The organism is Zoogloea oryzae (assembly GCF_030161255.1).
GTDB lineage: Bacteria > Pseudomonadota > Gammaproteobacteria > Burkholderiales > Rhodocyclaceae > Zoogloea > Zoogloea oryzae.
Genome location: NZ_BSPX01000005.1, coordinates 1 through 23,402, shown reverse-complemented (window position 1 = coordinate 23,402; position 23,402 = coordinate 1). Strand labels below are relative to the sequence as shown.

Below are 23,402 nucleotides of genomic sequence, written 5' to 3'. Positions count from 1 at the left end.
GGTGGAGAACATCATGAGAACCGCGAATACACATCCGGGTTTCAGCCTCAAGATCGTTGCGCTGGCCCTGCTTGCCGCCTTTGGCTGCGCCGCCCATGCCGCGGACGACGAGATCGCCGCCCTGATCCGGCCCGACAGCAGCGTCTCGGTCGGCGCGGCCGGCCTGACCGGCACCAACGGCGAACGCAGCTGGTTCGGCCAGTACTCCGGCCTGCGCCGTGACGACACCTACCTGCTGCTCGACATCGACGTCATCAAACGCGACGCCGCCACCGGCACCTGGACCACCTTCCAGGGCCGTGACCTGGGCCTCGACACCCGCGAGCTCCGCTTTGGCCAGCAGAAGCAGGGCGACTGGAAGTACACCTTCGACTACAACGAGATGGTCCGCCACGACCCGCGCACCATCAATACCGCGGTGACCGGCACCGGCAGCAACGCGCTGTCGGTGACACGGCTGGCCACGCCGGGCTCGGGCGACGACCTCAACCTCGACCTGAAGCGCAAGATCTTCACGGTGGGCGTCGAGAAGTGGCTCAGCAATTCGTTGCAGTTCGAGGCCAGCTTCCGCAACGAGGACAAGAACGGCGCCCGCCTGTTCGGCAACGGTTTCCAGTGCACCTCGGGCGCCGCGCCCTCGCCGACGTGCCCAGCCTCTGGCACCCAGTGGGCGCTGCTGATGCTGCCAGAGCCGATCAACTCGACCACGCAGCAGTTTGAGGCACGCCTCAACTTCTCCACCGAGAAACTGTTCCTGTCGGGCGGCTACTACGGCTCGTTCTACAACAACCAGTTCACCTCGATGGGTGCAACCGTCAATGGCAACCTGGGCAACCCGGTGGGCAATCCGATGTCACCGGCGCTCACGCCCCAGCTGCGCAGCATCCTGCAGCTGCCGATGGCGCTGCCGCCTGACAACCAAGCGCACCAGATTTTCCTGAGCGGCAACTACGCCTTCACGCCGACGACCAAGGCCAACTTCAAGTACGCCTTCACCCACGCGACCCAGACCGACAGCTTTGCCGCCTTCACCGGCGCGCCCGCTGGTCGCAGCAACCTGGGTGGCGAGGTTGACACCGCGCTCTACCAGGCCGGCATCACCTCGCGCCCGATCCCGAAGCTGTCGCTGCTGGCCAACGTGCGCTACGAAGACCGCAACGACAAGACGCCCATCGAGTACTACAACCTCGAAGGCACCAAGGCCTTCACCAATGGCAACTACTCGCCCAAGCGCCTGGTGGGCAAGGCCGAGGCCAGCTACCAGCTGCCGGCGGGCTTCCGTGGCACCGTGGGCGCCGACTACGAGTCCGTCGACCGCGGCATGTTCGTGCCGACGAATTCGGTCGCCGGCCTCAGCGGCCTGCGCCAGAAGACCGAGGAAGCAGGCTATCGCCTCGAGCTGCGCCGCGCGATGACCGAGACCCTGAGCGGTGCCGTCGCCTATCAGAACAGCGACCGCTCCGGCGGGACCTGGCTCAAGCCCAACACCGGCCTGGGCGTCACGCCGACCGCCGATGGTGCGATCTACAGCCGCACGGCGATCTTCCCGATGTCGATGGTCGACCGCAACCGCGAGAAGATCAGGGCGTCGGCCGATTGGTCGGCCACCGAGCGACTCACGTTGCAGTTCATGGCCGAATGGGGTGAGGACAAGTTCTCGGCGCCGACGACCAAGGGCCTGAGCGCGAGCTACATGGGCTTCTACGGCATCGACGCCGTGTATGCGCTCAGCGACGACTGGCGGCTTACTGGCTTCTGGTCCCGCGGCGACCAGACCACGCACATCGACCACTCCACCGGCTACATGGCGGCGCTGCGCAACCGCACCGAGACCTTCGGCCTCGGCATCAACGGCAAGCCCACCGGACGTCTGACCGTAGGCGGCGATCTGCTCCTGAGCGCCGACAAGGACAAGTATCAGCAGGATCTCGACGCCAGCGCCTCGGCCGCCAGCAAGACGCTCCTCGCCACCTCCGGCGGCTTGCCCGACGTGACCTTCCGTCAATTCACGGCGCGGATGTTCGGCAAGTATGCGATCGAGAAAAACTCGGCCGTGCGCGTGGATTTCATCCACCAGCGTACCAAGCTCAACGAGTGGACCTGGGGCTACAACGGCACGCCCTTCGTGTATTCCGACAACACGACCGTCTATCTCAATCCGAAGCAGAGCGTGAGCTACCTCGGTGCGACCTACATCGTCGCCTTGCCGTAACTGCCCAGGCTGCCGTTAAAAAAGCAACGCCCCCGAAAGGGGGCGTCGCTTTTTTGAGGTGGGTGGCGGCGCGTGGCAGCCACCGTAAGACCACCGCCGATCAGCGGGCGATCGGCTTGTAGCGGATACGCTTGGGCTTGGCGCCTTCTTCGCCCAGACGCTTCCGCTTGTCTTCTTCATATTCCTGGTAGTTGCCAGCGAAGAAGGTCCACTGGGAATCGCCTTCGGCCGCCAGGATGTGGGTACAGATCCGGTCGAGGAACCAGCGGTCGTGGGAGATGATCAGCGCGCAGCCGGCGAATTCCAGCAGCGCGTCTTCCAGGGCGCGGAGGGTTTCCACGTCAAGGTCGTTCGACGGTTCATCGAGGAGCAGCACGTTGCCGCCGGCCATCAGGGTCTTGGCCAGGTGCAGACGGCCGCGTTCGCCACCGGAGAGGTTGCCCACCAGCTTCTGCTGGTCGCCGCCCTTGAAGTTGAAGCGGCCGATGTAGGCGCGGCTGGGCATTTCGAACTTGCCGATGGTGAGGATGTCGGCGCCGCCTGCGAGCTCGTCGAATACCGTCTTGGTGCCGTCGAGGCAGTCGCGGGATTGATCGACGTAGGCGATCTTGACCGTGGGTCCGATCACCACTTCGCCGGTGTCGGGCTTGTCCTGGCCGGTGATCATCTTGAACAGGGTCGACTTACCGGCGCCGTTGGGGCCGATGATGCCGACGATGGCGCCCGGCGGAATGCTGAAGTTCACCTTGTCCATCAGCAGCTTGTCGCCAAAACCCTTGGAGACGTCGGTGAATTCGATGACCTTATCGCCCAGACGCTCGCCCACCGGAATGAAGATTTCCTGGGTTTCGTTGCGCTTCTGGTATTCGACGCTGGACATTTCCTCGTAGCGGGCCAGACGGGCCTTGCTCTTGGCCTGGCGCGCCTTGGGGTTGGAGCGCACCCATTCGAGTTCCTGCTTCATGGCCTTCATGCGGGCGCCTTCCTGCTTGGACTCCGTCTCGAGGCGCTGCTCCTTCTGCTCGAGCCAGCTGGAGTAGTTGCCCTTCCAGGGGATGCCGTGGCCGCGGTCGAGTTCGAGAATCCACTCGGCGGCGTTGTCGAGGAAGTAGCGGTCGTGGGTGACGGCCACCACGGTGCCCGGGAAGCGGCACAGGAACTGTTCGAGCCACTCGACGGATTCGGCGTCGAGGTGGTTGGTGGGTTCGTCCAGCAGCAGCATGTCGGGGCGCGACAGCAGCAGCTTGCACAGGGCCACGCGGCGCTTCTCACCGCCGGAGAGCGGGCCGATCTTGGCGTCCCAGGGCGGCAGGCGCAGGGCGTCGGCGGCGATCTCGAGCTGGGTTTCCACGTCGGCGCCGCTGGTGGCGATGATGTTCTCGTACTTGGCCTGGAGTTCGGCCAGCTTGTCGAAATCGGCGTCGGGCTCGGCGTAGGCGGCGTAGACCTCCTCGAGCTTCTGCTTGGCTTCCATCACCTCGCCGAGGCCGGATTCAACCTCTTCGCGGACGGTCTTGTCCGGATCGAGCTGGGGCTCCTGGGGCAGGTAGCCGATGGACATGTTGGGCTGCCACTGGACTTCGCCGTCGTATTCCTTTTCGACACCGGCCATGATCTTGAGCACGGTGGATTTGCCCGCGCCGTTCAGGCCGAGCAGGCCGATCTTGGCGCCAGGGAAGAACGACAGGGAGATGTCCTTGATGATCTGCCGCTTGGGCGGGACGATCTTGCTGACGCGCAGCATGGACATGACGTATTGAGCCAAGGTGTGTGCCTTTCTGATTGATTGGGGTGGATTCGGGGACGGCCCGCCGTCGTTTCGCTCAAGGCGGAAGCACGGGGCGATCCGGTGAAAATCTCGCGGTGGCGGCATTATCCCAACACTTGCGCCGCGCGTCATCGAAGGCGATCAACACGGAGCCGGTTATCCGCGGATCGGGGGCTGGTGCGGGGAGGGTGTCGTGCGGCAGCGCAGCGGCCTTGGGGCATGCCAGCGGGCGGCGACAGTAGCACATCGGGCGATGGCGTGCGTGCTGCGGGCTCGCTGGGTGGGAATCGCCGGGTATCGCCGCCCGGGGGCTGGTGGCGACGCCCGGCGGGAGGAGGCTCAGCGCCGGATGATCCGGCCGTCGTGCACACTGACCTTGTCGCCCGGGCCGTAGTTGGGGCGGTCCTTGACCCGCACCTCGCGGTCGACGCCATCTGCGAAGCGGACGGAGACATCCCAATAATGATCGGCAAGGGCCCGGGAGCCGAGGGCGCTGCCGGCCATCGAGCCGCCGATGCTGGCCGCCAGCGATGCGGCCGTGCGGCCCGAGCCGGCGCCGATCTTGCCGCCGAGCATGGAGCCGACCACCGCGCCGCCGATGGCGCCCACCACCCGACCGGTGGTGCTGCCCACCTCGGATTCGGCGATGCTCATCACCACGCCGTTGCCAGACGGGGCCGGCGCCGTGGCGGCCTGCTCACCGGTGGTGGCGCAGGCGGTGAGCGAGAGGGCAAGGACGGCCACCGAGACGCGTGCGCCAAGGCGGCGCGAAAGCTTGGACGAGATCGGCATGACTTATTCCGGCGTGGCGTTGAGGTAGTACATGGCCGCCAGCAGGGGGCCAGGCTTGCCGAAGCCGCCAAACTAGCGGTCGTAGATCTCGCCGATGCCAGGGGAGCGGTAGAGGGCCGAAAGCGAGCGGTTTACCGCGAGGCGGAAGCTCGGATCGTGGCGCATCATCAGCGCGTAGGGTTCCATGGAGGCGTCCTCGTCCACCAGCGACAGGGCGTTCAGATCCCTGGCCTTGCGGGCGACGCCGATGAGGATCAGGCGGTCGTTGGCGTAGGCGTCGAAATGGCCGGCCTCGACGGCGGCCAGGCCTTCGAGCTCGTTCTTGACGGTGACCACGGTGGCGGTGATGGCGCGCTGGGCGAAGGCCTGGCGGAGGGCGGCCTCGGTGGTGGTGCCCGCGGTGACGGCCACCGTTCCATTGGCCAGGTCGGCGATGCGACGCACGTTGCGGTCGTTGCGGACAAGCAGGCCGGTGCCATCCACGAAGATCAGATTGGAGAAATCGACCGAAGCCTGGCGGGACAGGGTGGCGCTGGTGGTGCCGCATTCGAGATCGACCTTGCCGCTGGTCACCTGATCGATACGGTCGGCGGAGGTGACGGGCACCCACTTCACCTGCAGCTTGGGCAGCTGGAGGGTTTCCTTGATGCTGTCGGCGACGCGCAGGCACAGGTCGACCGAGTAGCCGTCGGGCCGGCCTTCGGCATTGACGAAGGAGAAGGGGGCGGATTCAGCCCGGTGGCCGAGGGCGATCACGCCGGTGTCGCGGATCTTCTTGAGGGTGCCGGTGAGTTCGGGGCTCTGCGCCGTGGCGCCGGGGGCGATGCCGGAGAGGAACAGGCCGCCGATCAGGGCAAGGGTGGGGGCAAGACGGGAACAGGAGGCAGCGCGACGCATGGGTGAAGTCTCCACAGGACGAGTAGGGGCACTGGCATTCTATCGTCAAATGGGACTGTCATAGTCGTCCGGGCTGGACGTCTGGCGGGGGCGTGCCGCTGATCAGTGGGCCGAACTGAGGCTGAGGAGGATGCGGTCCTGCTCTTCCGGCGAGAGGAAGTAAGGGTAGAGCGTGCGCACGCAGGGGTCACCGGTGCCGCCGTACAGGGCGATCTGCTCGTCCATGTGGGCGAGCTCCAGGTGGAGCAGCACCGCCGGAGCGTTGACCCGCGGGCAGATGCGTTCCTCGCCGATGTAGCTGAAGCCGATCATGCGCTGGTAAAACCCGGCGTGGCGGGGATGGACTTCGATGACCACGTCGGTGACGCCGTGGATCAGGCGGCCGTGGATGTAGACAAGATGGAGCAGGGCGCCCAGCACTTCCTTGGCGTTGTGATGGGTGTCCATCGCCAGGCGGGTGAGTTCGCACAGGCGAGCGCCGCGGCTGCGCAGGCGGTTGAGTTCTTCGGGGTAGAGCGCATCGGCGAGGATGCCGTCGCGGCCATCGAGGCCCAGGGTGACGGTGCCGAAGATCTCGTGTTCATCGGATGCCACCAGGGTGATGCGGTCGGGTCGGGTGGCGTGGAGGTCGGTGTCGACGGGCGCGAGGCCGCGCCATTCGTACATGCGTTCGATCAGCAGGCGCACCGCGTGGTCGTGCCGATGAGGGTCCGCGCACTCGACCGTGTAGGTGGTCGTCCGGTTGGTGCCGAACTCGGGAAATTCGACTTCGTCTGGACGAAAAGGGGACGCGCGGACGCTGGTGTTCATCGGATGCATGATGCCTTCCACATCCGTGAAGCCATGTGCGAAATATCTCACACGAATTTTAAAGTATGACGACTGCCGCGCTGAATGTGCACGCACCGAGGAACTAGTTCTCGGCGCAGTCATGCGACGAACTGCAGCTGGGCGAGTCGGGCGTATAGCCCATCCTGGGCGACGAGTTCGGCGTGGCTGCCTTGCTGGACGATGCGCCCTCCGTCGAGCACGATGATCCGGTCGGCCTTCTGGACGGTGGCGAGGCGGTGAGCGATGACGAGGGTGGTGCGGCGGCGCATCAGGCCGTCGAGGGCGGTCTGGACCATGCGCTCGCTCTCGGCGTCGAGGGCCGAAGTGGCCTCGTCGAGGAGCAGCACCGGCCGATCGGCGAGGATCGCCCGTGCGATGGCGATGCGCTGGCGCTGGCCGCCAGAAAGACGCACGCCGCGCTCGCCCAGATCGGTGTCGTAGCCTTCGGGCAAGCGGGCGATGAACTCGTCGGCGAAGGCCGCGGCACAGGCGGCGTGTACCTCGTCGAGGCTGGCGTCGGGGCGCGCGTAGCGCACATTGTCGGCCACGCTGGTGGCGAAGATCACCGCATCCTGGGGCACCAGCGCGATGCGTTGGCGGATGGCGAGCGGGTCAGCAGCGGTGAGATCCACGCCGTCCAGGACCACCCGGCCGGCCTGGGGATCGTAGAAGCGCAGCAGCAACTGGAAGACGGTGCTCTTGCCGGAGCCGGACGGGCCGACCAGGGCCACCGTCTCGCCCGGTGCGATGGTGAGGGTGAAGTCGTCCAGCGCCGGGGTGTCGGGCCGGCTGGGGTAGAAGAAGCGGACCTGCTCGAAGGCCAGTTCACCCCGGGAGGGCTCGGGCAGCGGCTGGGGCCGGGCCGGGGCGAGGATGGCCGGGGTGGCATTCAGGATTTCCATCAGCCGCTCGGTGGCGCCCGAGGCCCGCTGCAGGTCGCCCCATACCTCCGACAGCGCACCGACGCTGCCGGCCACCAGGGCGGCGTAAAACACGAAGGCCGACAGCTCGCCTGCCGACAGCCGGCCCGCCAGCACGTCGTGGCCGCCCACCCACAGGATGAAGGCCACCGCGCCGAACACCAGCACCATCACCGCGGCCACCAGCCGCGCCCGGTTGGCGACGCGGTTGCGGGCGGTGTCGAAGCTGGATTCGACCAGCCGGCCAAAATCCCGGCGGTCGGCGGCCTCGTGGCCATAGGCCTGGACGATGCGGATCTCGTGGATGGTCTCGTCGATGCGGTTGCCCAGTTCAGCAACCCGGTCCTGGCTCTCGCGGGCAAGGCTGCGCACCCGCCGGCCGTACAGGATGATCGGCACCACCACCAGCGGCACCCCGCCCACGGTGAGCAGGCTGAGCTTGAGGCTGGTGGTGAACAGCATCACCAGCCCGCCGGCCAGCAGCAGCGCGTTGCGCAGGGCGATGGAGAGGCTGGAGCCGATGACGTTTTCGAGCTGGGTGGTGTCGGCGGTGAGGCGCGAGATCACCTCGCCGGTGCGCCCGGCCTCGAACCACGCCGGCGGCAGGGTGAGCAGGTGATCGAAGACCCGCCGGCGGATGTCGGCCGTGACCCGCTCGCCCAGCCACGACACGTTGTAGAAGCGCAGATAGGTGGCGCCGGCGAGGAGCACGATCAGCCCGCCCATGGTGGCGAGGGTGCGATCGAGCCAGGCCGGATCGCCGGCCGAGAAGCCCTTGTCGATCACCGCCCGCAGGCCCTGGCCGACGGCCAGCATGGTGCCGGCCGCGATCACCAGGGCGATGACGGCGATGAAGACACGACGACGATAAGGGGAAAGCAACTGGACGAGGATGCGGAACATGAGCGCGTGGCGGAACAAACGGTAATGCGCAGTATGACGGAGGGACGGTAAGCTATGGCGCTCGTCTTCCGGAATCCTGAATCCATGCTGTCTTCTTCTCCTCTCACCGCCGGGGTCACGCTGTTGATCGCCTTGCTGATGTTTGGCACCTGTTTTGCCGTGGGCAAGGGGCGCCACCGCTACGGCGTGGCCGCGCCTGCCGTCACCGGGCATCCGGTGTTCGAGCGGCTCTACCGGGTGCAGATGAACACCCTCGAATGGGCGACAATGACTTTGCCGTGCCTGTGGATCTGCGCGGCCTACGTGAGCGACGTCGCCGCAGCGGCGCTGGGTGGCGTGTGGCTCGTGGGCCGGGTGTGGTACGCGGTGGGCTACGCGAAGGCGCCCGGGCTGCGGGCGAAGGGCTTTACCGTGGCGGCGCTGGCCTTCGGGGGGCTGGGGCTCCTGGCCGCGGGCGGGGTGATCGCGCAACTGGTGGGGGTGAAATGATGAAGCGGACTTGCGTGATGTTTGCTGCGGCCGGGCTGGCGGTTTCGAGTGCCATGGCCGCGCCATCCCTGCCGGCGCTGCAGGCAGATGGCTCGGCGGTGACGGTCTCGGGCATCTCGTCCGGCGGCTACATGGCGGGGCAGTTTCAGGTGGCGTATTCGAAGCTCGTCCGGGGTGTCGGCATCCTCGCCGCCGGGCCGTACGACTGTGCCGACGGCAGCGTCATCCGGGCCATGACTGCGTGCATGGCGCCCAACCGCTGGACGCCGCCGCCCAAGCCCGCCGACATCAAGCCGCGGATCGAATCCCGCGCCCGGCTGGATCTCATCGACCCGCCCTCGGCGCTCGCCGACGACAAGGTGTGGGTGCTCACCGGGAGTGCCGACCGCACGGTCGAACGCCCGGTGGTCGATGCGCTGATGGCCTTCTACCAGCAATGGGTGCCGGCGGCGTCCACCCGGCTGGTGACGCTGCCCGGCGCCGGCCACGCGATGATCTCGGTGGCCGACGGCAAGGCCAATGCCTGCGATACCTCCGAGCCGCCCTTCATCAACCGCTGTGGCGATTTTGATGCGCCGGGCGAACTGCTCGGCCATCTCCTTGGCGGGCTCAACCCGAAGGTGGTGCCGGAGCCTGGCAACCTTGTCAGCTTCGACCAGCGCCCCTTCATCGGCGGCGCGCCCATCGACATCAGCATGGCGGACGAGGGCTTCGCCTACGTGCCGGCCGCCTGCCGTGCGGGGGGCTGCCGGGTGCATGTGGCGTTTCATGGCTGCCGGCAGGGCGTGGATGCGCTGGGCCGGCGCTTTGCCGAAGGGGCCGGCTACAACGCCTGGGCCGAATCGAACCGGCTGGTGATCCTCTATCCGCAGGTGGTGGCCCGGAGCGGCTGGGCGTCGGGGTCGCTGCGCTGGGTGTACAACCCGAAGGGCTGCTGGGACTGGTGGGGCTACAGCGCGGTGGATTACGCCACCCGCAACGGGCCGCAGATGGTGGCGGTGCGCAAGATGATTTCCAGGCTGGCCGAGGCGCCGGCATGGTGAACGAAAAAATCCGGCCGAGGCCGGATTTTTTGTGGGCGGGCCGGAAGGCTCACTTCTCGACGAAGGCCCGTTCGATGACGTAGTCGGCCGGGGCGCCAATGTGCGGCGAGATCTTGAAGCCGCGGGCGTCGAGCATCTTGCAGCAGTCGTCGAGCATCGCCGGGCTGCCGCAGATCATCGCGCGGTCGAGGGCCGGGTCGATGGGGGGCAGGCCGGTGTCTTCGAAGAGCTTGCCGGTTTCGATGACCTCGGTGACGCGGCCCTGGTTGCGGAACTCCTCGCGGGTCACGGTGGGGTAATACACCAGCTTCTGGCGCACTTCCTCGCCGAAGAACTCGTTCTGGGGCAGCTCCTGCTCGATGAACTCGCTGTAGGCAAGCTCCGACACATAGCGCACGCCGTGGAGCAGCACGACCTTCTCGAAGCGCTCGTAGGTTTCCGGATCCTGGATCACGCTCATGAACGGGGCGAGGCCGGTGCCGGTGGAGAAGAGGTAGAGGTTGCGCCCGGGCAGCAGATCGTGGAGCACCAGCGTGCCGGTGGGCTTCTTGCTCACCACGATCGGATCGCCCGGCTGCAGGTGCTGCAGCCGCGAGGTGAGCGGGCCGTTGGGCACCTTGATGCTGAAGAACTCCAGGTGCTCTTCGTAGTTGGGGCTGGCGATGCTGTAGGCGCGGGTGAGGGGGCGGCCGTCCACTTCCAGGCCGATCATCACGAACTGGCCGTTCTCGAAGCGCAGGCCGGTGTCGCGGGTGACCTTGAAGCTGAACAGGGATTCGTTCCAGTGACGGACTTCAAGGACGGTTTGGGTGCTCAGCTTGCTCATGATTGCGCCTGAAACGGATGTTGTGATGCAGCAATTCTAGTGAGTGGTACAAATCTGTAAAATGGTTTGTATTGATATATTTATTCGATTTTATAGATATATGAAGTACACCTTACGCCAGCTGGAAATCTTCGTCGCCGTCGCCCGGCACCAGAGCGTCTCTCGCGCCGCGGACGAGCTCGCCCTGTCCCAGTCGGCCACCAGCACGGCTCTGGGCGAGCTGGAGCGCCAGTTCGACACCCAGCTCTTCGACCGCATCGGAAAGGCGCTGCGCCTCAACGAGCTGGGCAAGACGCTGCTGCCCCACGCGGCGCAGCTCATCGGCCACGCCGCCGAGATCGAGACCTTGCTGGCCCGCAAGATGGATTTCGGGCCGATCCAGATCGGCGCCACGCTCACCATCGGCAATTACCTCGCCACGCTGATCGCCGCGGATTTCCTGCGCCGGCACCCGAGCGCGCGGGTAAAGCTGTCGGTGCACAACTCGGCGACGATCATCCATCAGGTGGCCCACTATGAACTCGACCTGGGGTTGATCGAAGGCAGCTGTCGGCATCCCGACCTGATCGTCGAGCCCTGGGTGGATGACGAGCTGGTGGTGTTCTGCGCGCCGGGGCATCCGCTCGCCCGGGCCGGAAAGGTCGGCGTGGATGAGCTGCTGACCCAGGATCTGATCCTGCGCGAAGTGGGCTCGGGCACCCGCGAGACCTTCGACCAGGCCCTGCGCCACGTGGGCGGGCCGCTCAAGGTGCGGCTGGAGCTGGAACACACCGAAGCCATCAAGCGGGCGGTGGAGAGCGGCCTGGGCATCGGCTGCATCTCGCGGCTGGCGCTGCGCGAGGCTTTCCGCCGGGGCAGCCTGGTGCCACTGGATACGCCGGAGCTGGATCTGCGCCGGCAGTTCCAGTTCGTCATCCATCAGCGCAAGTACGTGACGGCCGGGATGAGCGAGTTCATCGCCCTGTGTCGTCAGATGACCGCCGGCGTCACCCGCAGCGACCTGATCCAGCTCCCCTTCATCCCCTGAATAACCCACAACAGGCGTGGGCAAGGCTGTGGACAAACTGTGGGGGGCGCTGTCATCTGCCGGACACAAAAGGGTTTTTTACGCTTGCTTAAAAATAGGTCAGTTCTTTTTAAACCGGATTTTGGATAGTTTCAATCTATTCACAAAAATCCGGGGACAAGCTGTGGATAAGCTGTGCGGCAGTGCAGCAAGTTAATGATCGAAAAGGAAAAAGAGTCGCTGCCTCAATTTGGTGCAGGGTGTTTTGACCCCGATTTGACGGATAGTTTTCCCGAGCGGACCTGGGAAAAGGTGTAAGTTCGCGGCCGTTTTGGCACTGATTTGCGGTGCTTTTGGCACTCGGATTCGTTACAGATCAAAGTCGATTTCGTGGAGGTCATCGCTCTGCGGCGACCACCTTGCAGGCTCTTCGGCACCACCTCGCTGACGCCTGTTGAACGCAACGCGATGGGTTCTCCGGGGCCTTCGATCCTTCAGGCTGCGCTTGCCGGCAACCACGTTGCCGATCATGGCGCGGTAGGTGTCCTCATCGAGCGCCAGCCCCTTGGGGCCGACCATCGTCTTGATCGCCTTGATGCTCGCACGCCGCGCATCGGGGTTCCTCGCTGGGATCATTGCGTTACTCCTGTATGCGTGGTGGTCTGTTAATAACGTGGATTTATCCCCGTCGGCCGTGGGCAGGCCTGTGGGTAAGTTGTGGGGCTTCTCTGCACCGCCTTGATCCGTCACGGATTTGTAACGCTGCCTATTTTTTGAGCAATGCTGCGTGGCTCTGTCCTACCCCATGGCCCCAGTGTTCCCCCGGCTTTCAATCATCGAGACACCCCTGTGAGCCAGGTGGTCTGCAGAAAGGGGGGGATTTATCCCCGGTTGCCGTGGGCAGCCCTGTGGGTAAGTTGTGGGGCTGTTCTGCACGGCCTTGATCCATCAGGGTTTTGAGGTTCTGCTTATTTTTCGTGCAACGTGGTGGGGCGCTTCCTTGATCCATGCCTGAAGTGTTCGGGGACATCGATCAGAGGGGCTCATCGCCTGGCGGACTCGAACGCAGCCCCGCAACCCAACGTCTGCGACAGATCTTTGATGGCGTCGCCGCTGGTCGATAAAGGACCGAAATTCCCGGCTGTGATCACCGAGATGCCTCTGTGTGCATGGTGGTCTGTTGATAACGTGGATTTATCCCCGCCCAGCGTGGGTAGGCCTGTGGGTAAGTTGTGGGGCGCTTCCGCACTGCGTTGATCCGTCACGGATTTGTAACGGCGCCTCTTTTTTGTGCAACGCGGCAGCGAGTCGCCTTGCTCGATGGCCTCAGTTCTTTGGGGTCATCGAGCAAGGGGGCTCAGTGCTGCTGAGTGGGCCTTGACGATGCAGCTCGCGGCCACGAATTCATCAAGGATGTGGCCGTCGGTGCTCCTCACGTCGTTGGGCTTCAGGTGGTCGAAGTTAGGCGGGCTCCACACTGGGCTTTTCGGGCCGGCGAAACTCGGCCAGAAAGGCGTCTGCCCAGGTTGGCACGCTCATGTCGGCGCGGGCCATGCGCGGCACCAGGTCACGGGCGGAGAAATCGCGGCAATCCTGGAGGACGCACTGAAAACTGTGCCAGCCGCCACTCCGCAGGCCATTGAGGCCCACTTTGCCAAGGTCTACGCGCAAGCAATCGAAGACGGGCTGATCACGCCAGACGGGCTGGGGCCTGAGGGGGCGCTCGACGCGGCGGCGTGACCCGTGTTACAGCCCGCGCGTGAAGTCCGCCTCGGGTGACACGGTGTTAATTACTTTCGACAGATTCCAGATATCCCAGGTCGCGGCTTCCCGCGGACAGCATCTCCCGGATCCCGCGTCCCACCTGATCTCACGCCGGCTTCGCGCACTCGCCCCTTGATGTCAAAACGATCACTTCCCCAGAGTGGGGGGCAACACCTTCTGCCGAAAGGGAATTGTGCCATTGCCTAAATTTTAGGCAGCCTTCGTCGGGCCGGGTGTGGCGGTGGCGGGTAGAATCGGCGCCTTCCGTCAATCTGCATGAAGCGCCTCGATGAATTCCGCCGTCCGCTACACGATCCAGGCTGTCCAGCCGGCTGCCCATCTGTTCGAAGTCACGCTGCACCTCGATGCGCCCGATCCGACCGGGCAGGTGTTCAGCTTGCCGGCGTGGATTCCCGGCAGCTACATGATCCGGGAGTTCGCGAAGAACGTCGTCAGCCTGAGCGCCCAGCGCGGCGACACGCCGCTCGTGGTGACGCGGCCCGACAAGCACACCTGGCGCCTGCCCGCCGACGTGAGCGGCCCGGTGACGCTGCGCTACACCGTTTATGCGTGGGATCTGTCGGTGCGCACGGCGCATCTGGACCAGACCCACGGTTTCTTCAACGGCACCAGCGTCTTCCTGTGCGCCCACGGCTTTGAGGGGGCGGCCCATCTGGTGGACATCCTGCCGCCCGCTGGCCTTGAAGATGCGGGCTGGCGCGTGGCTACCAGCCTGCCGGAGGCTGGCGCAGAGCGCTACGGCTTTGGCCGCTATCAGGCCGAAAGCTACGATGCGCTGATCGACCATCCGGTGGAGATGGGCACCTTCTCGCTGGCGGAGTTCGACGCCTGCGGCGTGCCCCACGCGGTGGCCGTCACCGGCCGCCACGACTGCGACCTGACGCGGCTGGTGGAAGACTTGAAGCCGGTGTGCGAAGCGCAGATCCGCCTGTTTGGCGAACCGGCGCCGATGGACCGCTACGTCTTTCTGGTGATGGCGGTGGGCGACGGCTATGGCGGGCTGGAGCATCGGGCGTCCACCGCGCTGCTGTGCAGCCGGGCCGATCTGCCCCACGCGGGCATGGAAGCGCCGACGGAAGGCTATCGGCAGTTCCTGGGCTTGTGCAGCCACGAGTATTTCCACACCTGGAACGTCAAGCGCATCAAGCCGGCGGCCTTTGTGCCCTACGACCTCTCCCGCGAGAACTACACGCGGCTGCTGTGGGCCTTCGAGGGCTTCACGTCTTATTACGACGACCTGATGCTGGTGCGTACCGGGCGCATCACCCGGGCGGATTACCTGGCCCTTCTGGGCAAGACCATCAGCCAGGTGCACAAGGGCAGCGGCCGGCGCAAGCAGAGCGTGGCAGAGTCGTCCTTCGAGGCGTGGACCAAGTATTACCGCCAGGACGAGAACAGCCCCAACGCCATCGTCAGCTATTACACCAAGGGTGCGCTGGTGGGCCTGCTGCTGGATCTCAACCTGCGGGCCGACAGCCAGGGCGGCACAAGCCTGGACGACCTGATGCGGGCCCTGTGGCAGCGCCACGGCCAGACGGGTGTGGGCGTGGCCGAGGACGGTCTGTTTGCACTGGCCACCGAGCTGGGCGGTGCCGATCTCGGCGACTGGCTGCGGGAGATCGTCGACGGCGCCGGCGAGCTGCCGCTGGAGGCATGGCTCAAGCGCGTTGGCGTCGAGCTTGCCTGGGAGGCGCCCAGCGAAGCGCCGGGCATCGGCGTGCGCACCACCGCCGACGGCGACGCGCTGAAGATCGCCAACGTGTTTGACGGTGGCCCGGCGCAAGCGGCGGGGCTGTCGGCGGGTGACGTGCTGGTGGCGCTGGACGGGCTGAAGGTCACGTCCGGCAATTTCGACAAGCAGCTCGCCCGGCGCATGGCCGGCGAGCGGGTGGAGATTCACGTCTTCCGTCGGGACGAGCTGATGCGCTTTGAGGTGGAACTGCGCGCCGCGCCGGCCGATGTGGCGAAGCTGGCGCTGGCCGACGATGCACCGGCTTCGGTGATGGCGCTGCGGGAAGGCTGGCTGGCGGGTTAATCCCGCGTTGCGCCCTGCGACGCGTAGTGCAGGTAGAACCCGAACAGCACCGACGCCGCGACGGTGCTGAGCACTGCAGCCTGCCAGAAACCCGCCACGCCCTGGGGCGGCAGCAGGCTGCCCAGCCCGTGAAAGCTCAGCCAGTTGCCACCGGCGAGGCCGATGCCCCAGAAACACACCGTGTGGATCAGCATCGGCCCGAAGGTGATCTTGTAGCCGCGCAGGGCGTGGGCGGCGACGGTCTGGATGGCGTCGAAGAACTGGTAGAGGCAGATGTAGATCACCAGCGATGCGGCGAGGTCGCGCACGGCTGGGTCGGTGGTGTAGGCGGCCATGATCGGTTCGCGGACGAACCACACGCCGATGCTCACCAGCGTCGATAGCCCGGTGGCGAACAGGATGCCGGCCCGAGCGGCACGCCGCGCGCCGGTGCCGTCGTGCCCGCCCAGCGCCTGGCCGACCAGCACCAAGGTGGCGATGGCGATGGCCAGCGGCAGCATGTAGATCAGCGCCGACAGGTTGCCGACGATCCGGTGGCCCGCCACCACCGTGGCGCCCAGCCGGGCCACCAGCAGGGCAATGAGGGTGAACGAGGTGATCTCGACAAAGCTCGAAAAGCCCATCGGCAGCCCCAGCCGCAGGAGCTCGCCAAGCTGGGCGGCTCGGGGCGGTTGCCAGCGGGAGAACAGGTGGTAGGGCTGATAGGCGGGCGTGCGCTGGACGTGGATCAGCGCTGAGACCACAGCCAGCCAGCAGATGCAGGCACTCGACACCGCGCAGCCGACACCACCCATTGCTGGCAGGCCCAGGTGGCCGTTGATGAGCGCCCACGAGAGCGGAATGTGCACGGCGGTGGTGGCGAGGCTGATGAACATCAGCACCCGGGTTCGCCCGAGGGCGTTGGTGAAGGCGTAGAACGTGCGGTACAGGAACACCGCCGGCAATCCCCAGGCGACGGTGGCGAGGTAATCCCGGGCGCGGGTGTCCACCTCCGGGCTCACGTCGGCGAGCTGCATCAGCCAGTCCGGGTGGCGCAGGAAGAGCACGGCGGGCACCGACAGCGCCAGGGCGAGCCAGAAGCCCTGCTGCACGGCGGGCCCGATCTCGTCGTTGCGACCGGCGCCCACATGGTGTGCCACGGTGGGCGCCACTGCCTGCAGGATGCCGACCATCAGCATCACGACCGAGATGTAGATGCCGCTGCCCACCGCCACGGCGGCGAGGTCGGTGGTGCCGTAGCGGCCCGTGAGCACGGTGTCGCTGACCATCTGGGTCATCGATGAGAGCTGGGCAATGAGCACCGGCCAGGCGAGGGCTGCGATGCGCTGGAAGAGGGCGACGGGGGATTTCATGGGCGGCGTAGTGTAGCGCGGCGGGGCGGGGTGTTTCAGGCGAAGTAGCCGTGCAGGAACCACCCGTGGGGCGGCCGGCGATCCCGGAAGACCCACACCAGGCTGCGGTCGCGGCGGCGGGCTACGTAGTAGTCCCGGGCGATCTCGGCGTCGTCGCCATCCCACCAGCCGGATTCGATGCGTTCGGGGCCGGCGAGAAGGTTCTCGGCCGCTGGCTGTTGGATGGGGCGCGGCTCGGCCAGCAGCCACAGGGGGCGTGGTGCGGATGGCAGGGCGTCGGAAGCAGCGCTCGCGCGTGGCCGGGCGAGGGGATCGACCCGTCGCCAGGCGAGTTCCGGCCGGTGGTCGGGGTGGGTGGCGAGGCAGCGCACGGCTTCGTGGCCGAGGCGTGCGCGCAGGGTGGCGACGAGGAGGTCGGGGTCGCCGTCTTCGCCGGCCTTGGCGTCGAACAGATCGCTGCGGGGCGGGGCGATGGGGCAGGGCGCGTCGGCCTCGATGCGCACGGTGTCCACCGGTGCCGGCAGGGCCTGGCGGCTCAGGTGCTCCCGGGCCAGCAGCTGGCAGCGGGCCATGTCGCGGGTAAGGGTGCCGAGCACGATGTCGAGCCGGGCTTCCCGTGCGAGGCCTCGATGGGCGCTGGTGAGGGCTTCGAATTCCAGCACCAGGGAGAAACGCTCCAGCCCGGCCTGGCGCCCGTCCAGCCATCCGCCCAGCCCGCCAAGCAGACGGCGCACGGCGAAGAGCAGGGTATCCACCTGATCGCTGGGCGCCGGCAGGGGCAGGCTGGCGGTGTAGTGTTCCGGTGCGACATACCACCGACGCGGGTCGGGTGTGGCGCCGTAGGCGCGATCAAGCAGATCGGTGATCGCCTGGGCCTGACGCCGGGCGAGGCCGCTGCGGGGCAGGCGACGGACATCACCCAGGCAGCGGGCGCCGATGCCAGTGAGGAGTTCGAGGGTGTCCGCGCTGAGGCCGGGCTCGTCGGCCAGGGTGCCGAGGGGCAGGGCATCGAGGGTTTCCGGCAACTTTGCGGGGTCGGTGATCTGGCTGCCCGGGGCGCAGCGGGCGAGCCAGCGGGCAGCCAGCGGGGTTGGTGCTACGGCGAGCAGGGCGGTGAAGCCCAGCTCGGTCAGACCGTCGGTGATTGCTGCGCAGGCAGGGTCGAGCCCGCCGAATAGACGCAGACTGGCACGGATTTCGAGTTGCAGGGTGGCGGGCGGATCAAGGCTGACTGACGAGGTGAAACGCCCGGCCCAGCCAGCGATCTCTGCAAGGGCGGCGGTTTCCCGGGCGATATCCCGATCAATCAGTGTCAGGCTGGGCAGGAGCGCCAGGGCGCTGGCGCGTTTGAGCCCGGCTTCGATTCCGCAGGCCTGGGCAGCAGGCGTTGCTGCCAGCACGCGTTGGCGTGGACGGGGGCTGAGAACCGCCAGCGGGCCAGTTTCAGCCTGCCCCCGTGCGAAGACCTGCAGGGGCAGATCGGGCAGGTAGAGGGCGCACCAGAGCATGGATGACGGCATGACCGGAAGGCTGGGTGGATTGGGGCGATGGCGCCGGCCTGACGGGCAGCCGAGGCAGATCAATGGCAACTGGGCCGGCCAGTTGTGGGCCGCGGCGCTTGAGTACGCGCACGTCCACCCCGCCATCCCGTGCCGTAAGCGCAAGACGCAGCACAGCCGGCGATGGCTGACCCGCCACTGTGGCAGGCCGTATCAGGATAAGTGTCGTGGCGCTTTCTTCCGCAGCCAGCTGAAGTCGGCGAAGGGCGCCGTTGTCAGCCTCGGCCAGCCACATCACGACGGCTTCGCAGCTATGGGAGTTGAGCGACTGGCGGGCCGCCCAGCGGGCATGGGCGGGGCTTTCGGCATCAACGAGGAGCAGCCGCTCGAGGGGAATGCCCGCGCCAGAGAGGGCCGGCGCATAAAGCTGGCCTGGCGGCGCAATGCAGACGGCCCAGCGCCTTTCGGGCACCCGCTGGAGCAGGGGCAGGATCAGGCCGAGCTCGCCGACACCTGTGTGGGGGACGAGGATTTCGGTGAGTGCGCCGACCGGCCAGCCCTTGCCGGGCAGTACGGCATCCAGGGTGGGATGGCCGGTGGCAATGCCTGGCGCTGCCGAGGCAACCTGATCGCCACGCCACACTAGATGCTGCAACGCGTCTGGGGAGCGAAGGACAGAAACAGCCGGAGGCGCCATGGCAATAAATGAACTAGGCTGTGAGTGAACGCTTCATGCCTTGCACGCCAGGTGCCGCAGCGCGGTTGCCTGCCGATTGCAGGGCAGGGCAACCGTTTGTGCTGACGAGGATCAGAGGCTGTCGTTGCGGATCAAACCGACCGCGAGGCCTTCGATTTCCAGCGGCTCGTTGCGGGTGTCGACAATGATGGGTTCAAAGTCGGGGTTTGCCGGCAGGAGTTCGACGATCGGCCCCTTGCGGGACAGGCGCTTCACGGTGACGTCGTCTTCCATGCGGGCCACGATGATCTGGCCGTCCCGGGCTTCGGTGGTGCGATGGACGGCGAGCAGGTCACCGTCGAGGATGCCTGCGTCGCGCATGCTCTGGCCGCGAACCTGAAGCAGGTAATCGGCTCGGGGCGAGAACATGTTGGGGTCAACATGGAAGCGGCGCTGGATGTGCTCGGCGGCAAGAATCGGGCTACCTGCAGCCACCCGCCCGACGAGGGGCAGGCCGAGGGATTCGACGAGACGGATGCCCCGGGCACGGCCTTCTTCCAGCGAGATGACCCCCTTGCTGGCGAGCGCGCGCAGATGGGTTTCGGCAGCGTTGGGGGATTTGAAGCCAAACGCAGTACAGATTTCCGCCCGCGTGGGCGGGCGACCTTCATGCTCGACGGTATCGCGGATGAGTTGAAGGATTTCTTGCTGACGGGCGGTGAGTTGTTCGGACACGGCATACTCCTGAAGTCTTATGTAATTATATACAGGGTTTTGCGCATGACAAGCTGTAGATGGGCTTTCCGGGGGGCTCTGCTCGTGATAAACATCAAAATCTGAAGACAAAGCGCTTGAGGCTGGGGCGCCAATGGACTATTCATTCAAGGGTGCCCGTCGCGCGCCAAAAGCCTGACGAGGCATCATAAGCAAAGACAAGAAGAACAGAGAACAGCACGTGTCCGAATCGCCTAATCAGCAGGGCTCCGCTTGCCGGGCCCTCAGCCCCCAGAGGAGATTTTCATGCTTGTCAGCCCTCAACACGCTTCGGGTAGAGTTCTCAAGGCGGCTCGGTTAGAATCCCCCGCCGAAGCGGTAGCCCCGACCGAAGGTCAGTCCGCACCGCTCTTTTCCCTGCCCGATGCCGACATGGAAATGTTCGATCTGGCGTCGGTGCTGGGCACCCACCACGTTGTGCTGTATTTCTACCCCCGTGACAACACGCCCGGCTGTACCCGTCAGGCGATCGATTTCAGTGATCACGATGCCGATTTCGCGAAGGAAAAATGTATCGTGATCGGCATCAGCCCCGATGACTGCCTCACCCACGCTGATTTTCGCGACCAGCACGGCCTGTCGGTCGAGCTTTTGTCCGACGAAGATGGCGACGTGTGCAGGCTTTACGGTGTGTGGCAGTCGGCGGTGGTGGATGGCGTCATGAAACGCAGCGTGCGTCGTTCGACCTTCATCATTTCCAGTGATGGCGTGCTCCGCCATGTGCTGCACGATGTGAATCCCCGTGGCCACGCGGCCGAAGTCTTTCAGCTGGTAAAGCAACTCAACTCAAGGAATGTAAATGGAAATCGCCAAGAACACGGTCGTCACGCTTGATTACTCGGTCAAGGACCCGGATGGCAACATGATCGACGACGGTCACCACCCGCTGGTGTACCTCCATGGCGGTTACGACGGCATCTTCGCCGTGATCGAAGAAGCGCTCCACGGCAAGCAGGTTGGCGAGAAGCTGACGATCAAGCTGGCGCCGGAAGATGCCTTTGGCGAGTTTGACGAAGAACTGGTGCTGGTGGAGGACGCCTCCCTGTTCCCGGACAACATCGAAGTGGGCATGTCCTTCGAGCGCGTTGGCGATAACGACGACGAGGAAATGGTCTACCGCATCACCGACATCGCCGACGGCAAGGTGGTTGTCGATGGCAATCATCCCCTCGCCGGCACTGCGCTGATCTTCGACATCACCGTGAAGAGCGTGCGTGCGGCCAGCGCCGAAGAAGTCGGCCACGGTCATGTGCATGGCGAAGGTGGTCATCACCACTGATCACATGTCGGCTGAGGGGCGCTTTCGCGTCCGTGTCCTCAGCCGGTTCATGGATTCGAGCGGACCGCCTGGCGGTCCGTTTTCTTTGGGATGTGCAGACTCCAAATGGAAGCTCAAAGCTTGCTGAAGGTCGAGCAGTTACGGGTTGAACTCGGGCCGAGGGATAAACCCCTGCGTCCGGTGGATGGCATCAGCTTCGAGGTGTCGGCGGGGCGCACGCTGGCGCTGGTGGGCGAATCGGGCTGCGGCAAGTCGATGACGGCGCTGGCCTGCATGGGCTTGCTGCCTGCTGGTGGGCGGATTGCCGATGGGTCGATCATGCTGGGCGACGAGGCCTTGCACACCATGCCCGAGACGCAGATGCGCGATGTGCGCGGCAACCGGCTGGCAATGATCTTCCAGGAGCCGGCCACCAGCCTCAATCCGGTGATGACCGTCGGCGACCAGATCGGCGAGGTGCTCGTCCGTCACCGGGGGCTGCATGGCCGTCCGGCCTGGGATGAAGCCGAGCGGCTGCTCACGGCCGTCGGCATTCCGGATCCCGCGCGTCGTCTGGGTGAGTACCCGTTCCAGCTCTCCGGCGGCATGAAGCAGCGGGTGATGATCGCCATCGCCCTGGCTGGTGATCCGAAGGTGCTGATCGCCGATGAGCCGACCACTGCGCTTGACGTGACGATCCAGGCCCAGGTGCTCGATCTGCTGGCAGAGCTGCAGGTGAGCCGTGGAATGGGCATGCTGCTGATCACCCACGATCTGGGTGTGGTGTCGCGGATGGCTCATCGGGTTGGCGTGATGTACGCCGGCGAACTCGTCGAGACCGGGCCGCGGGAGGTTTTCTTCAGCGAGCCGCTGCACCCCTATTCACGCAAGCTGTTCGCGGCGCTCCCCACGTCGGAGCAGCGGGGCAGGGCGCTGGAGACGCTGGTCGGGCAGGTTCCCCGACTGGGCGAGCGTCACCCGGGCTGCCGCTTTGCCGATCGCTGCCCGCAGGTCCATGAGCGTTGCCGCCGCGTGGCGCCCGCCATGCATGGCGTCGGCGAGCAGGCGGTGCGCTGCCATCTATATGATCCGGTCGAAAAGATGGGCTGGGTCGAATCGCCCCGTCAGCCCGATGCGGTGCTCACCCGTCAGGAGGCGGAGGGCAAGGCGCTCGAGGTGGATGCGCTACAGGTTCACTTCCCGGTGCGGAAGGGGTTGTTTCGGCGCGTGGTGGGTTACGTCAAGGCGGTGGACGGTGTTTCGCTGGATGTACCCGCCGGAGAGACGCTGGCGCTCGTCGGTGAATCCGGTTGCGGCAAGACCACTGCCGGCAAGGCGCTGCTCAAGCTGGTGCCTTCAAGCGGCGGCAGCGCCCATTATGGCGAGCACGATCTTCTGGCCTTGTCGCCGCGCCAGTGGCAGCCACTGCGGCGCGATCTGCAGATGATCTTTCAGGATCCTTTTGCGTCGCTCAATCCGCGCATGCGCGTGGGCGAGATTCTTGAAGAAGGGATGCTGGCGCTGGGCGTCGAACCTGATATGTCGGCCCGGTCTGCTCGTATCGACGGGCTGCTGCGTCGGGTCGGGCTCGATGCGGCCATGCGCCATCGTTTTCCCCACGAGTTCTCCGGCGGCCAGCGTCAGCGCATCGCCATTGCCCGGGCGCTGGCGGTGTCGCCGAAGCTGATCGTCTGCGACGAACCGACGAGCGCCCTGGATGTGTCGGTGCAGGCGCAGATCCTCAACCTGCTGCGCGAACTGCAGGCCGAGTATGGGCTGTCGTATCTGTTCATCACCCACAACCTGGCTGTCGTGGATTACCTCGCGCACCATGTGGCGGTGATGTACCTGGGCAGGATTGTCGAGCGAGGGCGTGTCGAGGAGGTGCTGCGTGATCCGCGCCATCCTTACACCCGAATGCTCCTTGATGCCGTGCCCAGGATTGAGACTGCCGGGCTTTCCAAGCGGGCGGGCGCCAAGGGGGACATGCCATCGCCGCTCAATCCGCCAAAGGGTTGCCACTTTCATCCCCGGTGCGCTGTTGCGAACGACGCATGTCGCACGAGCTATCCGGACGAAGTTTCGGTTTCGGCGACCCGCGTGGTGCGTTGTCACCTGGTATCCAGAGAGGGGTGACGCCAAGGTGCAGGCATCGATGCAAATTTGCGCGTGTGACGCTGTTTTGAATTAATTTCCCCAAACCTCTTGACGAGTTCTGATAGTTCTTTATAATTCGGCGCTCTTCGCAGCGCAGTTGTTCAGCGCGGTGGAGGGGGGGTAGGCCGGAGGATTGGCTGCTTCTGCGCAGTCAGGTGTTTGCGGCGAAGTTTAAAAAG

20 protein-coding genes are annotated in these 23,402 nt (G+C 65.6%); 9 read left to right on the top strand and 11 right to left on the bottom strand.

From position 1 onward, the window contains the following. Positions 1-13 precede the first annotated feature (13 nt). On the top strand, positions 14-2,212 hold the full coding sequence (locus QQK25_RS03225; protein WP_284186646.1) for an MtrB/PioB family decaheme-associated outer membrane protein: 2,199 nt from the start codon (positions 14-16) through the stop codon (positions 2,210-2,212). Between the two features lie 100 nt (positions 2,213-2,312). On the opposite strand, the gene ettA is transcribed toward QQK25_RS03225, so the two are convergent. From ettA to QQK25_RS03200, 5 genes are all read right to left on the bottom strand, one after another. Beyond that, positions 2,313-3,977 carry an energy-dependent translational throttle protein EttA gene (gene ettA / locus QQK25_RS03220; protein ID WP_284186645.1) on the bottom strand — a complete coding sequence of 555 codons (1,665 nt, stop codon included), beginning with the start codon at positions 3,975-3,977 and terminating at the stop codon, positions 2,313-2,315. 342 nt (positions 3,978-4,319) lie between these two features. Continuing rightward, positions 4,320-4,772, bottom strand: a complete 453-nt coding sequence (locus QQK25_RS03215) for a hypothetical protein (RefSeq protein WP_284186644.1) — start codon at positions 4,770-4,772, stop codon at positions 4,320-4,322. Positions 4,773-4,844: 72 nt separating this feature from the next. Next, on the bottom strand, positions 4,845-5,669 hold the full coding sequence (locus QQK25_RS03210; protein ID WP_284186643.1) for an amino acid ABC transporter substrate-binding protein: 825 nt from the start codon (positions 5,667-5,669) through the stop codon (positions 4,845-4,847). A gap of 102 nt (positions 5,670-5,771) precedes the next feature. Further along, positions 5,772-6,488, bottom strand: coding sequence for an N-acyl amino acid synthase FeeM domain-containing protein (locus QQK25_RS03205; RefSeq protein WP_284186642.1), 717 nt, complete (start codon positions 6,486-6,488; stop codon positions 5,772-5,774). Between the two features lie 110 nt (positions 6,489-6,598). Beyond that, entirely contained in the window at positions 6,599-8,323 is a 1,725-nt protein-coding gene (locus QQK25_RS03200; RefSeq protein ID WP_284186641.1) for an ABC transporter transmembrane domain-containing protein, read from the bottom strand. Between the two features lie 84 nt (positions 8,324-8,407). Here QQK25_RS03200 and QQK25_RS03195 point away from each other — a divergent pair, with 84 nt between their 5' ends. Both QQK25_RS03195 and QQK25_RS03190 read left to right on the top strand, forming a co-directional pair. Then, complete coding sequence (locus tag QQK25_RS03195) at positions 8,408-8,812, top strand: MAPEG family protein (RefSeq protein WP_284186640.1); 405 nt, start codon at positions 8,408-8,410, stop codon at positions 8,810-8,812. Further along, the gene (locus tag QQK25_RS03190) at positions 8,809-9,855 is read left to right on the top strand and encodes an extracellular catalytic domain type 2 short-chain-length polyhydroxyalkanoate depolymerase (RefSeq protein WP_284186639.1); all 1,047 of its coding nucleotides are present in this window, start codon (positions 8,809-8,811) and stop codon (positions 9,853-9,855) included. Before QQK25_RS03195 ends, QQK25_RS03190 begins: the two co-directional genes overlap by 4 nt. Before the next feature lie 49 nt (positions 9,856-9,904). Here QQK25_RS03190 and QQK25_RS03185 read toward each other — a convergent pair whose 3' ends face one another. Continuing rightward, positions 9,905-10,681 (bottom strand): ferredoxin--NADP reductase, encoded by a 777-nt coding sequence (locus tag QQK25_RS03185; RefSeq protein ID WP_153163542.1) that lies wholly within the window; start codon positions 10,679-10,681, stop codon positions 9,905-9,907. A gap of 100 nt (positions 10,682-10,781) precedes the next feature. Between QQK25_RS03185 and QQK25_RS03180 the strand changes: the two genes are divergently transcribed. Continuing rightward, complete coding sequence (locus QQK25_RS03180; RefSeq protein ID WP_284186638.1) at positions 10,782-11,708, top strand: LysR family transcriptional regulator; 927 nt, start codon at positions 10,782-10,784, stop codon at positions 11,706-11,708. A gap of 348 nt (positions 11,709-12,056) precedes the next feature. On the opposite strand, the gene QQK25_RS03175 is transcribed toward QQK25_RS03180, so the two are convergent. After that, positions 12,057-12,323 carry a hypothetical protein gene (locus QQK25_RS03175; protein ID WP_284186637.1) on the bottom strand — a complete coding sequence of 89 codons (267 nt, stop codon included), beginning with the start codon at positions 12,321-12,323 and terminating at the stop codon, positions 12,057-12,059. Positions 12,324-13,064: 741 nt separating this feature from the next. Between QQK25_RS03175 and QQK25_RS03170 the strand changes: the two genes are divergently transcribed. Both QQK25_RS03170 and QQK25_RS03165 read left to right on the top strand, forming a co-directional pair. Next, on the top strand, positions 13,065-13,427 hold the full coding sequence (locus tag QQK25_RS03170) for a hypothetical protein (RefSeq protein ID WP_284186636.1): 363 nt from the start codon (positions 13,065-13,067) through the stop codon (positions 13,425-13,427). Positions 13,428-13,740: 313 nt separating this feature from the next. Continuing rightward, positions 13,741-15,507, top strand: a complete 1,767-nt coding sequence (locus QQK25_RS03165) for a M61 family metallopeptidase (RefSeq protein ID WP_284186635.1) — start codon at positions 13,741-13,743, stop codon at positions 15,505-15,507. Here QQK25_RS03165 and QQK25_RS03160 read toward each other — a convergent pair. The 4 genes from QQK25_RS03160 to lexA all read right to left on the bottom strand — a co-directional run bounded on the left by QQK25_RS03160 (position 15,504) and on the right by lexA (position 19,769). Beyond that, on the bottom strand, positions 15,504-16,859 hold the full coding sequence (locus QQK25_RS03160) for an MATE family efflux transporter (protein ID WP_284186634.1): 1,356 nt from the start codon (positions 16,857-16,859) through the stop codon (positions 15,504-15,506). The two genes, QQK25_RS03165 and QQK25_RS03160, sit on opposite strands and share 4 nt — an antisense overlap. A gap of 35 nt (positions 16,860-16,894) precedes the next feature. Next, on the bottom strand, positions 16,895-18,367 hold the full coding sequence (locus QQK25_RS03155) for a Y-family DNA polymerase (protein WP_284186633.1): 1,473 nt from the start codon (positions 18,365-18,367) through the stop codon (positions 16,895-16,897). Continuing rightward, the gene (imuA, locus tag QQK25_RS03150) at positions 18,303-19,055 is read right to left on the bottom strand and encodes a translesion DNA synthesis-associated protein ImuA (RefSeq protein ID WP_284186632.1); all 753 of its coding nucleotides are present in this window, start codon (positions 19,053-19,055) and stop codon (positions 18,303-18,305) included. Before imuA ends, QQK25_RS03155 begins: the two co-directional genes overlap by 65 nt. Before the next feature lie 111 nt (positions 19,056-19,166). After that, entirely contained in the window at positions 19,167-19,769 is a 603-nt protein-coding gene (gene lexA / locus QQK25_RS03145) for a transcriptional repressor LexA (protein ID WP_194271308.1), read from the bottom strand. A 285-nt stretch (positions 19,770-20,054) separates the two neighbouring features. Here lexA and QQK25_RS03140 point away from each other — a divergent pair, with 285 nt between their 5' ends. The 3 genes from QQK25_RS03140 to QQK25_RS03130 all read left to right on the top strand — a co-directional run bounded on the left by QQK25_RS03140 (position 20,055) and on the right by QQK25_RS03130 (position 23,202). After that, positions 20,055-20,642 carry a peroxiredoxin gene (locus QQK25_RS03140; protein ID WP_284186631.1) on the top strand — a complete coding sequence of 196 codons (588 nt, stop codon included), beginning with the start codon at positions 20,055-20,057 and terminating at the stop codon, positions 20,640-20,642. Further along, entirely contained in the window at positions 20,608-21,087 is a 480-nt protein-coding gene (locus QQK25_RS03135) for an FKBP-type peptidyl-prolyl cis-trans isomerase (RefSeq protein WP_284186630.1), read from the top strand. Before QQK25_RS03140 ends, QQK25_RS03135 begins: the two co-directional genes overlap by 35 nt. Before the next feature lie 105 nt (positions 21,088-21,192). Next, positions 21,193-23,202, top strand: a complete 2,010-nt coding sequence (locus QQK25_RS03130) for an ABC transporter ATP-binding protein (protein WP_284186629.1) — start codon at positions 21,193-21,195, stop codon at positions 23,200-23,202. Positions 23,203-23,402 lie beyond the last annotated feature (200 nt).